We start from the raw sequence: 14,817 nt of genomic DNA, 5'->3' as shown, positions 1-14,817 counted from the left end.
TTCATGTTGATCAAAATTTAACGACCAAAGTCTAAGTTACGAGAGCTATACAACATTGTTAACGTTAGATACGTAATAAAAATATTAAAAAAGCAACCAGTGGACTGGTCGCTTATTATGGAGCATGGTTATGGATGAGAGACAGGTAGAGCAAATTCTACAAAATCCAAAGTTCAAAGAAATGGTTGCTAAAAAGAGTAAATTGAGCTGGACACTTACGGCAATTATGTTGTTTGTATACGTTGGATTCATGCTTTTAGTGGGCTATAACAAAGCGTTTTTAAAGAGTTCGTTTGATGGTGGTGTAATAACATGGGGAATTCCGTTAGGTCTCGGAATTATTGTGTTGTCCTTTGTTTTATGTGGTGTGTATTCATTTATTGCTAACCGGTCATTGGATCAACTCAATGCAGAAGCCATGAAAGAAGTGGAAGCAATTGCCCATGAAAAAGGAAACCACTAAGATGAAATTGAATTCATTAAAAACCAAGACATTGATTGCTTCTACAGCATTGATGTCGACATTGGTTCAAGCAAGCCCTGACTTAGGTGTTGCAGAGCAACAAGCCACAAATTGGCATGCGATTATCATGTTTGTAATTTTTGTAGCGTTTACTTTGGTGATTACCAAGTGGGCTGCAAAACAAACGACCAGTACTCAAGATTTCTATACTGCAGGCGGTGGTATTTCTGGTTTCCAGAATGGTCTCGCAATTGCAGGGGACTATATGTCAGCGGCATCCTTCCTCGGTATTTCCGCATTGGTGTTTAGTTCAGGTTTTGATGGCTTACTGTATTCACTTGGTTTTATGGTTGGTTGGCCGATCGTACTATTCTTGGTGGCTGAACGTTTACGTAACCTCGGTAAATACAACTTATCTGATGTGGTTTCATTCCGCTTGGAAGAAAAACCAGTGCGTACCTTGGCTGCGATTAGCTCTTTGGTTGTGGTGGCATTCTATTTGATCGCTCAAATGGTGGGTGCAGGCCAGCTAATCAAATTACTATTTGGTTTGAACTATAACATTGCTGTGGTGATCGTTGGCCTTCTGATGATGGCTTACGTGATCTTTGGTGGTATGTTGGCAACCACTTGGGTGCAAATCATTAAAGCAGTGATGTTGCTTTCAGGTGCAACTTTCATGGCCTTTATGGTAATGAAAGGTGTCGGTTTTAGCTTCACTACAATGTTTGAACAATCGATTCAAGTGTTCAGTGAAGTGCATAAAATTGGTCTAGCAGAAGCTGGCAATATTATGGGGCCTGGTAAATTAGCAGCAAATCCATTAGATGCTTTATCTTTAGGTTTGGCACTGATGTTTGGTACAGCAGGTTTACCGCACATTTTAATGCGTTTCTTTACCGTTAAAGATGCTAAAGAAGCACGTAAATCAGTAGTTGTAGCAACAGGCTTTATTGGTTATTTCTACCTATTAACTTTCATCATTGGTTTTGGCGCGATCCTATTCGTTTCAAACAATCCACAATTTATTGATGTTGCAAAAATGGCAGTCACTGGCAAATTAGAGCTAGTGGGGGGTAACAACATGGCTGCAGTTCACTTAAGTGATGCTGTTGGCGGTGATTTGTTCATGGGCTTCATTTCAGCCGTGGCATTTGCAACGATTCTTGCCGTTGTTGCTGGTTTGACATTGTCTGGTGCTTCAGCAATTTCACATGACTTGTACGCAAACGTCATTAAAAAAGGTCAAACGACTCCTGAATCTGAATTACGTATGTCGAAAATAGCAACACTTGGTCTTGCAATTTTCGCGATGATTTTGGGTATTTTGTTCGAGAAACAAAACGTTGCATTCATGGTTGGTCTAGCATTCTCGGTTGCTGCTTGTGCAAACTTCCCAGTACTTGTACTTTCGATGTTCTGGAAAGGTTTAACAACGCGTGGTGCCGTGATTGGTGGTGTTGTAGGTCTAGTGACAGCCGTAACTTTAATTATCTTATCTAAAGCTGTTTGGGTGGATACTTTAAAAATCTCGGATACAGCAGTGAATCCATTTAATGGACCTGCAATTTTTGCGATGCCATTGTCTTTCTTCTGCTGTTGGTTGTTCTCTGTGACTGATAACTCAGCACGTGCGCAAGCAGAACGCAAAGCATTTGATGCACAGTTTGTACGTTCACAAACAGGTATTGGTATTTCAGGTGCTTCGGATCACTAAGTAATTATTTAAAATTATCGTTTATATTAAAAAAGTCCCAATTGGGGCTTTTTTTGCATGGAAAATGCAATTTTGTGTATGTGTAGTTGCACTATTTTGGATTAAGTCTTTGAGTCAGTAGAAATTTGATAGAAGTTCGTTTTGATCCACTTGGATGCAATCGAGAATTGTGGAGTAATGGCTTTAATATGAAAGAGAAAAGATACTTTTATCATCATTGATTAAAGTCGTTTGAACTTAAGTGTGAGACGAGCAATTAAGTTAAGTTCAAGATTTAAATTAAGGGTATGTCCATTCGAGCATTAGTGACAATAAAAAAGGACTCATATGAGTCCTTTTTTGATTCAGTTTCTAAAATAACTTAGAAACGGAATTTAGCATTTACGCCAACAGTTTGAGTATCAAGTACTGAACCTTTTTCAGCATTTGCATTTACATAGCTTGCGCCAACTGCAACAGCTGGAGTAATGAAGTAATTTACGTTTACACCCCAAGCTTTGTTTGGAAGTACGTCATCATAGCTTGATTCAGCATATGAAGCGCCAACGCTTAATTGTGGGTTTAAGTAAAGATCAGTTTTTAATTGGTAAGCTGTACTTTCGCCATAAACAAGGCCAGATTCAAAACCGATTGCCATGTTAGTACCATCAATAGCACCTACATATTTAACACGTGCAGTGATTGCATCTTGGTCATCAGCAATAGTTGCAGCTTCACCAACAGCTTTAGCAATACCATTGTTCATGATGCCAAAAGCATCTAAAGCAATAGTATCAACAACGCTGGTATAACCAACTGCAACCAAGAAGTTAGGTACAATAACAGCACCAAGTTCTACTGCATAACGGTCGCCATTGTCTTTAAATGTATCATTATCTGCATCTAAAGTTAATTTAGTGTGGTTATAAGATGCGCTTGCATATGCAGGAACAAATTTAGTTGGAATATAAGCTTCACCTTTTACACCGTAAGTATGTGACTCAATACTGATGACATCACCTAGATCAACAGGCGCATAAGTGTATGCAAGAGCAACATTAGATGCTTGGTTTAAAAATGCTGCTTCAGCTAAAGGACCTTTAGTCGAGTCTACATTTTTGAGGTAATAAGTACCTTGAACAGAACCAGTAAAGTTTTTGTCATTTACAGTACTATCAATGTACTCTGATTGGCCTTGTACTTCGAATTGATAAGCTTGTGCACCAGTCATGGCTAATAATAAAGCAGAGGCTAAACCGAGTTTTTTCATGAACATTTCCAGAGATAGGTTGAAATGGGTTAAACATGCGTCATTGTATTGTAACAATTTATTAAATCAATGATGTTTAACAATATTATTATTTGATTATTGAAATAAAATAGGTTTGATTGAAAATCAATCAAATGAAAGATTAATCGTCAACCTATTAAAAACTTTAAACAGAACAATTAGGTATGGTGTGAAAAAGTGATTAATTTGCCTCAAATATCAGATTGTAGATTGATTTTTTAATTGTTAAATTGGATTAACTTTTAGTTTTTTATCTGAATTAATAATTAGTGCAGCTACATTAAAATGTATCTTAATTAATATTAATAAGTAAGAGTGTGCCTTGTTTCGCAAATAATAAAAATTGTATCACTTGTGTCTATATTTTTGCATTGATATTGCATATTGCTATGAAATATATCAATTTAAATGATATTTTGTGATAGATATATCAAATCTGATCATTTCAATCGGCTTTACAAAACGAATGATTTAAATCATAATCTATTCATCGTATTGATTCACATTATGTGAATACGTTCTCCATAACGTTGTACGTTTAAATGTTTTATATGCCCAACTTTCCCCAAAGTTGGGCTTTTTTTGTTCTCAATAAAATGTACATCTTATAGGTTGAGTCAGAAGGGTGGAGAATGAAAATTTAATTGTATTGGCGTGATGTATAATAATTTAAAGTCTTAATTCATCTATTTAAAGCGGCATATATGTAGTTTGAATGCTTGTCTTTTTTAATGAATTGAAGTCTTTAACAAAAATGAAGAATAAGCAATAGGGGATAGATAGGATATATTTGCACCAATATTGTGCAATATTGCAAGAAAAATGATGAAGTATTGAGAAATATTCAATAAAAAAACCCCAGTTTTCAAAGAAAACTGGGGTTTTTTCTAAAATCTGAGACAAAAATAGAAATCCTGCTGAGGAATGATTCTATTTGTGCCCTAATGAGGGGCATTATGCACTTATTTGATGCGTATGTAAATATTTACTTTTAAGCCTCGCCATCATATTTTTTCAAAAATAAGAAATACAATTCATGATAGAAAGGAAATTCTATGTTTTTATATGAGATGGAATGCGCGATTAAAGAGAAGGTATAGTTATTAAAATGAGGATGAAACTAAGGTTTTTAGGCATATTTTGGGTTGCCATAGGCGGAGCATCTTGCAGTACTTCCGATTTAATTATGCAGCATCACTCACCATTAGAACTACAGCATTCAATGGCCGATAGTCGAAGCGCTGACATTCCAAAGCTGTTTGATGAAGCAGGAAAGCAGGCTGTTTTTGTGACATTTGATGGTCAAAATTATTACAGTTATGGCAATGATATTATTCGTGCTCAAACGGCTTATGTACCGGCATCAATTTTTAAAATGTTAAATGCTTTAATTGGTTTACAACATAAAAAAGTCACCACGACAGAAGTGTTTAAATGGGATGGTAAACCGAGAGCACTTCCAGCATGGGAAAAAGACATGACTTTGGCTGAGGCCATGCAGGTTTCAGCGGTTCCTGTTTATCAGGAGCTGGCTCGGCGTATTGGTCTAGATGTGATGCGTCAGGAAATCAAAAGCGTTCAATATGGCAATCAGAAGATTGGTCAACAGGTCGATCGTTTTTGGCTTGATGGCCCATTAACCATAACACCTAAGCAAGAAGCGAACTTTGTTTATCAATTGGCAATGAAGCAACTGCCTTTTGATGCGACTGTACAGCAACAAGTCAAAGATATGCTTTATATAGAGCGTCGTGGTGATGTAAAGCTGTATGCAAAAAGCGGTTGGGGCAGTCCAAAGCAGCAGCCTCAGGTGGGTTGGTATACAGGTTGGGTAGAGCAACCGAATGGAAAAATCACCGCATTTTCTTTAAATATGCAGATGCAGGATGGTGATGATGTGGGTGAACGTAAGCAATTGACCTTAGATATTTTGGATAAGTTAGGATTATTTTTCTATCTGTATTAAAGCAAAGCGATAGAACGACACTTTAAAAATGTTTGTGTCGTTGTGGCTTCGTTGATAGTTCTCTTAGAAAAAGCAGATCAGTCTTTGTTTAAGGTAAAAGCAAAAGGGAAAATACAGTTGAAGGGGGGGGGGTTCACCCTTCATCAACGTATCAATTTAACGATGGATTAAATTTGAATTAATCTTCACCACTGAATTTGGATATACAGTTTTTGGTGCTGATGCTTTTAGCGGATTCATCCCAACATTGGGCATCCATGATTTTACCTGCTTGGTAATTTAAAACCGCTTCAGGGGTGCCATCTGCATACCAAGTTTTATACGTGCCATGACGCACGCCATCTCTGTATGCACCCAAGCGTTCTAATTTTCCATTTCTGTACCATTGTTTCAATTCACCGACCATTTTATTATTTTCAAAGCGGACATAAGTCCATGGTTCACCATTTTCATACCAGCGTTGTTTCATACCATTTTGCATATCATCTTTATAGCCCATGGAAAGTGCCAATTGACCATTAGGATGCCAGATACGGTACGCGCCATTCGAGGCACCATTACGAACAGTAGATTCCTGTTCTTTTAAGCCGTTGGCGAACCAAAATTTGAGATCACCATTATAAGTACCATCTGTATATTCAATACGACTACGTGGTTTTCCATTGGGATAAAAGCTTTCAAAGATGCCTGAGTCTTGTATGCCATCTGGAAAATGAATTTGATGTTCGCATTCAACTGGTTTAGTCGAAGGTTTTTGTGTGGTGAGGTATTTTGAGGTGAGTGGGGTGTGATCTAGATAGGTATATTGCACAGACCATGTTTTAGTGGATTCGCCATTTTTTATGACTGGAATACATTTGGGCTTTCCCTGCCAAGGATTATTGCTACCATCCGATTCTGAACTGAAAATAATCATATTTTCATTCATATAACCATTGGCAAAAGTATGAAGTGAGCAGAAGCTAATCATTGTGGTTAAAAGTATTTTATTCATTATTTTGGAGTTTTCTTAAAAGTTAATTTATTGAAAATTTAGACAGCATTTGTTTTGATAGCGGTCACGATGATTTTTGTAATCTATATAATAGAAATATTCAAGAAAAAAGAAAATGCCTTTAAACTGTAAATATATCTAGGTTCCATTATTTGCTTTGGAATCTTTAAGGTATTTAAACATGCAGATCTATAGCAATATTGAAAATTATCATTCAACTGCTGAAATTCCGAAGGTGGGATTAAAATTTGACCCTTAATATTTAAAGATACAAAGATATCTTAGTTTTTTAAATGATTATCGAAATATATAAAGAAAAAGGGCAAGAATCTGAGTTCTATAAAAACTATATGGACTATTTAATTTCAAGATTAGATAACTAAAAAGGGCTCTTGCGAGCCCTTATATCATTACTTCAGCATCGTCTTTAAGAACTTCGCTGTATGTGAAACTTCACTCTTCGCAACGTCTTCCGGTGTACCTTCGGCAATAATCATACCGCCACCTGCACCACCTTCAGGGCCTAAATCAATCACCCAATCGGCAGTTTTAATCACATCCAGATTATGCTCAATCACCACAATAGTATTACCCTTATTGCGCAGCTCATGCAGAATATCCAGTAGTTTTGCAATGTCGTGGAAATGCAAACCTGTGGTCGGTTCATCCAGAATATACAAGGTTTTACCTGTATCACGTTTCGCCAGTTCGCGTGCTAATTTTACCCGTTGCGCTTCACCACCTGAAAGCGTGGTCGCTGATTGACCTAAACGAATATAACCTAGACCCACTTGATGCAAAGTTTCTAAACGACGATGAATCACAGGAATCGCCTCGAAGAAATGCATCGCATCTTCAACGGTCATGCCTAAAACATCCGAAATATTTTTGCCTTTATAGCCGACTTCTAAAGTTTCACGGTTATAACGGTCGCCATGACAGTTATCACAAGGCACATACATGTCGGGTAAGAAGTGCATTGCGACTTTAATCATGCCATCCCCTTCACAGGCTTCACAGCGACCACCTTTGACGTTAAACGAGAAACGACCCGCAGCATAACCACGTGCTTTGGCTTCAGGTGTTTGTGCAAAAAGTTCACGAATTGGGGTGAATAAACCGGTGTAGGTTGCAGGATTGGAGCGTGGGGTACGTCCAATTGGACTTTGGTCAATATCGACGACTTTATCAAGAAATTGTAAGCCATCAATTGAATCAAATTTTTCCGCTGTAAGCGTGGTTGCACCATTCAGTTGCGTTGCTGCAAGAGGTAATAAGGTACGGTTAATCAGGGTAGATTTACCCGAACCCGAAACCCCTGTGACGCAGGTCATAATGCCTAAAGGAATAGTCAAATCGACATGTTGTAAGTTATGACCACAAGCCCCCATCAGTTTAATTTGTTCTTCAGGTTTCGGTAGTTGGGTACGAACTTCAGGAATCGCAATTTTCAGCTTACCTGACAAATATTGCCCTGTGAGTGAATTCGGGTTAGCCAGAATTTCTTCATAAGTCCCTTCGGCAATAATATGCCCACCATGAATACCTGCACCGGGGCCAATATCAATAATATGGTCGGCAGCACGAATGGCATCTTCATCATGCTCAACCACCAGTACGGTGTTGCCTAAGTCACGTAAGCGAACCAAAGTTTCCAGCAAACGATCGTTATCTCGTTGATGCAAACCAATCGATGGTTCATCCAGCACGTACATGACACCCATGAGACCAGCACCAATTTGCGAAGCCAAACGAATCCGTTGTGCTTCACCGCCAGATAGGGTTTCAGCAGAGCGAGACAGACTTAAATAGTTCAAACCGACAGAAACGAGAAAGTGTAATCGTTCACGAATTTCTTTAAAGATTTTATCGCCAATTTCGCCTTTTGCACCGTCAAGATGTACATCTTGATAATACTGTTCCGCATCGCCAATCGACATTTTAGTGATTTGGGCGATGGTCTTGTCTAAAATTTTAACGTTACGCGAAATTTCATTCAGACGTGAACCATCACAAGCATCGCAGGCTGCATTCGACAAGTATTGTGCTAAATCTTCACGTACATAGTTCGATTCGGTTTCACGGTAACGACGTTCTAGATGCGGCAAAATTCCTTCGAAGGGTTGAACCCGTTTATGTGAACGGCCACGTTCGTCGATATAACTGAGGTCGACTTTATCTTTACCTGTGCCATAAAGAAATTTCTTTTTGGTTTCGGCATCCAGTTCATTCCACGGCGTATCTAAAGAAAAGCCAAAATGTGCTGCAACTTTTTCGATCATGCTGTAGTAATACGGACGTTGTCTGTCCCAGCCATGAATCGCACCTTGGCTAATCGAAACTTCATTGTTCGGAATCAGTTTGTCTGCGCTGAAATGGCTACGTGTGCCTAAACCATCGCAAGTCGGGCAAGCGCCGAATGGGTTGTTAAACGAAAATAGACGCGGTTCGAGTTCACCCACAGCACGTTCACATTCTGGGCAAGAGTGCTTGGCAGAGAATACGCGATCTGGATGTTCGGCATTCATCCACGATAAAATAGCAATATCACTTCCCAAACGCAGTGCAGTCTCGAAACTTTCTGCAATACGGTTGCCTAAATCATCACGGACTTTAAAGCGATCGACCACCACTTCAATGGTGTGTTTTTTCTTTTTATCCAGTTCTGGCGGTGTATCAATATCAATCACTTCACCATCGACACGAGCACGGACAAAACCTTGGCTTTGTAATTGTTCAAATAGATTAGTGTATTCACCTTTACGATCACGCACCACGGGTGCAAGCAGCATCAGTGCTGTGCCTTCTTCAAGTCCTTTAACCGCATCAACCATTTCAGAAATGGTTTGCGCAACCATGGGTAAGTCATGTTCAGGGCAGTACGGAGTCCCGACACGCGCGTACAATAAACGCAAATAATCGTAAATTTCGGTGATGGTTCCCACGGTGGAGCGTGGATTATGACTAGTCGATTTCTGTTCAATGGCAATCGCGGGGCTTAAACCTTCAATGGAATCCACTTCGGGTTTTTCCATTTGTGATAGGAATTGGCGCGCATAGGCAGATAAAGATTCTACATAGCGACGCTGACCTTCGGCATATAAAGTATCAAAGGCAAGGGAGGATTTACCTGAGCCTGAGAGTCCCGTAATCACCACAAATTTGTCGCGTGGGATATCGAGTGACACATTTTTTAAGTTATGGGTACGTGCGCCTCGAATACGGATATGACTTTGGCTCATAAAACATCTCAGTAATGTGCAAATTAAAGGTTATATATGATAGCGGTTTAATTTTGTTCAAGCTGTATAAAATCGTTTTTTAACGACATTTTGTGTCGGTTTGCGTCCGATTTTAAAGAATGTCACTGTAATAGGCACGGTGTCGACCTACAAGTCAGAAATTTTGAAACTGAAAATCAGTCTTGCGTGGTATTTAGCTTTAGAATGGTGATTATCTATGCAATAAAAACAAAGGCTATCACATGATCATTGGAAAAATTTTAATTGCACTAATCGCCATGCTCCATATTTATTTTTTAGTGTTGGAAATGTTCCTCTGGGATAAACCGATGGGCATGAAAGCCTTTGCGCATAATCCAGAAAAGGCTGCACTCACAAAAGTATTGGCACAAAATCAAGGTTTATATAATGGTTTCCTTGCTGCCGGTTTAATTTGGGCACTGATTGCATCGGCACCATTCTCAATTCAATTGGCTAATTTCTTTTTAGCCTGTGTATTAATTGCAGGTATTTATGGTGCCATCACGGCAAGTAAAAAGATTTTGTATATTCAAGCCTTACCTGCTTTGGTTGCTTTAATCATGGTCAATTTTATTGGATGAGTTGAATCATTGCAGCTTAATAACTTCAGTCTTAACTTATAAGGATTAAAATTGTTTAGCAGGCCATGCGGAATGAGCGTTCAAAAATAGATTCTATCTGCTCAAATGCTACGTCAGATCGGACGTCATAATGTCTTCGTGCATAGAAGTTGACTTCATTTTCTAAAATTTGTAAAAAGCCATTATAGCTTGCTTCAAAACCATGCAAATCAAGTAAATCTAGGCCTTTAGATAAATGACAATTATATTGCTGAATAAATTGGAGCATTAACTTTTGAATATGGATGTTGGTGAAATAGATTAAATAGGTGGCCGCAGAACCACAATGTTGGCAGCCTTTTTCTAAATAAATTTCTTCACTATTGCGCCAACAGCATTGTAATGTGAAAAATGCGCGAATGGCTTCAGTCCCTAGGTTACGTGCTTGCATCTTATTGTCTCTCGCGCTAAACAACCTTCAAAGGTTAGATTGTAAATGATAATTATTATTATTTATAATGCATGGTTTTATCATTAAAGTCTAGCTACAAATACACAGGAATTTAAGAGGATTTATCCTGATCTTCGCTTTAAAAATAAGTTGATCGGCGTAGACTAAGCATTTTGATTCACTGAATTTTGGATGAAGCATGTTGTCTTTGTTTTTTAAATGCATCTTAGGGGCTATCGTTGTTGTTCTTATTTCTGTACTTTCAAAAAGTAAGGCTTTTTATATTGCGGGTTTAGTTCCATTATTTCCGACGTTTGCCTTAATTGCCCATGTCATTGTGTCACAGCAACAAGGTGCAGAAGCTCTGCGTAAAACAGCACTGTTTGGGTTATGGTCACTTATTCCATATGCTATTTATTTATTCATGGTGTATGTATTTGCACCTAAAATGTCAATGTGGTCATGTCTAGGTTTGGCAACAGTATGTTGGGTGATTGCGGCGGCAGGTCTAATTTATGGATGGCAGCTATTTCAGCAATAAATTAGACACAGAATTTTGTGCTTTTAATTTGGACCTGCCTCAGATGGTTATAAAGAGATTTTTAGCTTTGATCCAAACCTAACCATTGTCTTTGATGATACGCACCATCCCAGAATAACCATTCTAATTCAGCACCTTTGGTATAGGCCTGATGCATTTTCTCAAGGGTATCGGCATCGCAACGTGCTGCAACTTTATCAATTGTGAGAATGACTTTACGCACCGCTTCATTGAATTCTTCACCCGCATAGGTATCAATCCATGCTTGGAAAGGATTATTGGGTACAGAATTGCCAATAATATCTTTCCCAACTTCTGCATAAATCCAGAAGCAAGGTAATAGCGAAGCGAGGACGACAGGATAGCTTTCAGACCATGCTGTTGCGGTTAAAAATGAAGTGTAATGATGACAGGCCAAGGTTAAAGGGGTGGTTTCAAATTGTACTTTGCTAATCTCAAAGTTTTGCATAAAACCATTATGTAGACTGCGTTCAACCACAATCGCTTCTTTAGCACCTTGGGTAAACTGAATAATATCATCCGCTTCAAATGCTTTTGCCCCACAAATTGCTAAAGCACGTCCATATGCCACCAGGTAATGTGCATCTTGAACCACATAATGGCAAAAGACTTCTTTGCTTAAAGTCCCTGCGGCAAGTTCTTGATTAAAAGGAAGTGCGAGTGTTTTTTGATATAAAGCTGAGTTACGTTGCCAGACATCTTGAGAAAAACTCATGTCAAATACCTATCGACAATAAAAAGAAAAATGGGTGAATGATGGGACTATATCAAGAATCAGGAGTTCTATATAGAAGATATACTGCTGCACTGTGCTTATTACCTATTTCAAAAAATCCTACGAAGTGCTTTGGCTAAATGTGAAAAAGTGGTCATAATTGTGTGCATTAAATTTTAAACTTTTATGATTCCGTTCTAGCGAATTCTTTATATAAATCCTTGTCCATAGGTCGTTGCATGAAACATTTTGGTTTCTCTATATTTTTTACGATCGTGTGTTTGGCAATATCTGCATATTGGGGTTATACCCATGGTCCAGAAGCAGGTTTACAGACCATGTTCGCAGCACTCACCATTACTGCTATTTTAGCTGTGATGGAGGTGTCTCTTTCATTTGATAATGCGGTTGTAAATGCCTCGGTACTACGTGGTTGGGATCATTTTTGGAAAATGATTTTCTTAACTGTGGGTATTGTGATTGCTGTTTTTGGTATGCGCTTAGTCTTTCCTATTGTGATTGTTGCAGTCACAGCAGATATGGGCATGCTGGAAGTAGTCAAAATGGCCATAAATGATCCAGCCCATTATTCAGAAAAACTGATGGCTCATCATGCTGAAATTGCAGCATTTGGTGGATCATTCTTACTTTTAGTTTTCCTGAATTTCTTTTTAGACGATGGCAAGGACACACATTGGTTCAGATGGCTAGAGCGTCGTTTGACCAGTCTGGCAAATGTACCTGCAATGTCGGTATTTATTGCTTTAATTGCATTGCTCATCATGGCGATGAATGTTGAAGAAGCGACGCGCTTAGTGGTCATGATGGCGGGTATTTGGGGAATCGTAGTTTATATTGGCGTTCAAGTTCTAAGTCATTTATTAGGTGGTGAACCTGAGTTGGATGAGCAGGGGAATGCGGTAGGACATGATGCGAATGGAGCACCGACGGGTGTTATTAAAGCAGGTATTGGCGGCTTTATTTATCTTGAAGTTTTAGATGCATCCTTTAGTTTCGATGGGGTGATTGGTGCATTTGCGATTACTTCAGATGTCGTGATTATCATGCTTGGCCTAGCCATTGGTGCGATGTTCGTGCGTTCGATGACTATTTATTTGGTTGAGAAAGGGACATTAGATGCTTATATCTACCTTGAGCATGGTGCGCATTATGCGATTGGTGCTTTAGCATTCATCATGTTGGCAAGTGGTACTGGTGTACATGTACCAGAAGTTGTGACGGGTTTAATCGGTGTCGCCTTAATTGTCTGGGCAGTGATTGCATCTATTCAATATAACAAACGAAGTGAATCGCAAAGTTAATTATTTTTTAAGCTATATGTTTACAATGAGGGTGCAATAACATGCACCCTTTTTATTCATGTAAAATACCACAAAGTTGCTGCAATATGCGATGATGTTGCCAGTGATGAATTGAACATAATTTAATAAGTTTGTTGATATGATGAATGCCTTAGAACGCCGCTCAACCTTTGCTTTAAGCAGTATCTTTGCCTTACGCATGTTGGGATTGTTCATGATCATCCCTGTATTTGCAGTGGCTGGACAGTCATATCAATATGCAACTCCAGCTTTGATTGGATTAGCCGTTGGGGTGTATGGCTTAAGCCAAGCCTTGTTACAAATTCCATTTAGCCTGTGGGCAGATCGATTTAGCCGTAAGCCACTTATTGTGTTTGGTTTATTGCTTTTTGCTCTGGGTGGTGCAGTCGCGGCTATGTCTGAAACCATTTATGGTGTGATTATTGGTCGTGCGATTGCCGGTGCAGGTGCAGTTTCTGCTGTGGTGATGGCATTACTTGCCGATGTAACACGTGAAGAACAGCGGACTAAAGCCATGGCAATTATGGGAATGAGCATTGGCTTATCCTTCGTGATTGCTTTTAGTTTAGGGCCTTGGTTGACCAGCTTGGTTGGAATTTCAGGACTATTTTGGGTCACGACCATCATGGGGTTACTGGCCATTTTGATGTTATTTATGGTGCCAAAAACCACTCGCCATCATCAAAATTATAAGCAGGGTTATTTAAAACAACTGAAACAAGTCTTGAAAATGGCGGATTTAAATCGCTTACATGTTTCAGTATTTTCATTGCATCTATTACTTACGGCAATGTTTGTTTATATCCCATCACAATTGATTGAATACGCAGATATTCCTTTAGCGAAGCATGGCATTGTCTATTTGCCTTTATTGCTGATTAGTCTATTTTTTGCTTTTCCAAGTATTATTTTGGCAGAAAAATATCGCCAAATGCGCGGTATTTTCTTAACCGCCATTGGTGGAATTATTATTGGTTTAATTATTCTGATTTTTGGTTATCAGTCTAAATACCTGTTGTTGTTAGGTTTAGGTTTATTCTTTATTGCCTTTAATGTGATGGAAGCTTTATTGCCGTCATGGTTGTCTAAAGCTGCCCCGATTCAATCTAAAGCGACTGCTATGGGCGTGAATGCCAGTGGGCAGTTTTTAGGTGCTTTCTGTGGAGGCATTTTAGGTGGGCAACTATTGGTGTTACAACATACAGCGATTGGCTGGAGTATTTTGTCTGTCATTGCCATTGTGTGGTTATTGGTGAGTTTTGGACTGGCTCAACCACGTTATTTATCTTCAATTGTATTACGCTTACCAGAAGCCAAACAAACAGATGAATGGACTTCTCAATTATTGGCAATTCGTGGTATTGAAGAGGTTGTGGTGATGTCTGAGCAGCAAGTGGCTTATGTAAAAGTTGATAAACAGCAAATAGATGATGCTGCGCGACAACATTTAACGCACTTGTTAGGCAAAGAGGTAGCCATTTAATCATAACTCTTATAAAGTGAAACATAGAAT

At 38.8% G+C, this 14,817-nt stretch carries 12 protein-coding genes; 7 read left to right on the top strand and 5 right to left on the bottom strand.

The window, feature by feature from the left end:
* Window positions 1-130 precede the first annotated feature (130 nt).
* Both B9T28_RS11835 and B9T28_RS11830 read left to right on the top strand, forming a co-directional pair.
* Window positions 131-463 carry a DUF485 domain-containing protein gene (locus tag B9T28_RS11835; RefSeq protein WP_086204195.1) on the top strand — a complete coding sequence of 111 codons (333 nt, stop codon included), beginning with the start codon at window positions 131-133 and terminating at the stop codon, window positions 461-463.
* A gap of 1 nt (window position 464) precedes the next feature.
* Window positions 465-2,180, top strand: a complete 1,716-nt coding sequence (locus tag B9T28_RS11830) for a cation acetate symporter (protein ID WP_086204194.1) — start codon at window positions 465-467, stop codon at window positions 2,178-2,180.
* A gap of 361 nt (window positions 2,181-2,541) precedes the next feature.
* On the opposite strand, the gene omp33-36 is transcribed toward B9T28_RS11830, so the two are convergent.
* Entirely contained in the window at window positions 2,542-3,429 is an 888-nt protein-coding gene (omp33-36, locus tag B9T28_RS11825) for a porin Omp33-36 (RefSeq protein WP_086204193.1), read from the bottom strand.
* A gap of 1,135 nt (window positions 3,430-4,564) precedes the next feature.
* Between omp33-36 and blaOXA the strand changes: the two genes are divergently transcribed.
* The gene (blaOXA, locus tag B9T28_RS11820; RefSeq protein ID WP_086204192.1) at window positions 4,565-5,416 is read left to right on the top strand and encodes a class D beta-lactamase; all 852 of its coding nucleotides are present in this window, start codon (window positions 4,565-4,567) and stop codon (window positions 5,414-5,416) included.
* Window positions 5,417-5,594: 178 nt separating this feature from the next.
* Here blaOXA and B9T28_RS11815 read toward each other — a convergent pair whose 3' ends face one another.
* Window positions 5,595-6,410, bottom strand: a complete 816-nt coding sequence (locus tag B9T28_RS11815; RefSeq protein WP_086204191.1) for a toxin-antitoxin system YwqK family antitoxin — start codon at window positions 6,408-6,410, stop codon at window positions 5,595-5,597.
* A 410-nt stretch (window positions 6,411-6,820) separates the two neighbouring features.
* Window positions 6,821-9,652 (bottom strand): excinuclease ABC subunit UvrA, encoded by a 2,832-nt coding sequence (gene uvrA / locus B9T28_RS11810; protein WP_086204190.1) that lies wholly within the window; start codon window positions 9,650-9,652, stop codon window positions 6,821-6,823.
* 245 nt (window positions 9,653-9,897) lie between these two features.
* Between uvrA and B9T28_RS11805 the strand changes: the two genes are divergently transcribed.
* Complete coding sequence (locus B9T28_RS11805) at window positions 9,898-10,254, top strand: DUF1304 domain-containing protein (protein ID WP_086204303.1); 357 nt, start codon at window positions 9,898-9,900, stop codon at window positions 10,252-10,254.
* Window positions 10,255-10,309: 55 nt separating this feature from the next.
* On the opposite strand, the gene B9T28_RS11800 is transcribed toward B9T28_RS11805, so the two are convergent.
* Entirely contained in the window at window positions 10,310-10,684 is a 375-nt protein-coding gene (locus B9T28_RS11800) for a hypothetical protein (RefSeq protein ID WP_086204189.1), read from the bottom strand.
* Between the two features lie 199 nt (window positions 10,685-10,883).
* On the opposite strand from B9T28_RS11800, the gene B9T28_RS11795 reads away from it, so the two are divergent.
* Complete coding sequence (locus B9T28_RS11795) at window positions 10,884-11,225, top strand: GlpM family protein (RefSeq protein ID WP_086204188.1); 342 nt, start codon at window positions 10,884-10,886, stop codon at window positions 11,223-11,225.
* Between the two features lie 61 nt (window positions 11,226-11,286).
* Here B9T28_RS11795 and tenA read toward each other — a convergent pair whose 3' ends face one another.
* Window positions 11,287-11,961, bottom strand: a complete 675-nt coding sequence (tenA, locus tag B9T28_RS11790; protein ID WP_086204187.1) for a thiaminase II — start codon at window positions 11,959-11,961, stop codon at window positions 11,287-11,289.
* A gap of 239 nt (window positions 11,962-12,200) precedes the next feature.
* Between tenA and B9T28_RS11785 the strand changes: the two genes are divergently transcribed.
* Together B9T28_RS11785 and B9T28_RS11780 are read left to right on the top strand one after the other, a co-directional pair.
* On the top strand, window positions 12,201-13,283 hold the full coding sequence (locus tag B9T28_RS11785) for a DUF475 domain-containing protein (protein WP_086204186.1): 1,083 nt from the start codon (window positions 12,201-12,203) through the stop codon (window positions 13,281-13,283).
* Window positions 13,284-13,422: 139 nt separating this feature from the next.
* On the top strand, window positions 13,423-14,787 hold the full coding sequence (locus B9T28_RS11780; protein ID WP_086204185.1) for an MFS transporter: 1,365 nt from the start codon (window positions 13,423-13,425) through the stop codon (window positions 14,785-14,787).
* Window positions 14,788-14,817 lie beyond the last annotated feature (30 nt).

The organism is Acinetobacter silvestris, assembly GCF_002135235.1.
In the GTDB taxonomy this organism is placed as follows: Bacteria; Pseudomonadota; Gammaproteobacteria; order Pseudomonadales; family Moraxellaceae; genus Acinetobacter; species Acinetobacter silvestris.
This window is presented reverse-complemented; position numbering and strand designations above follow the sequence as displayed.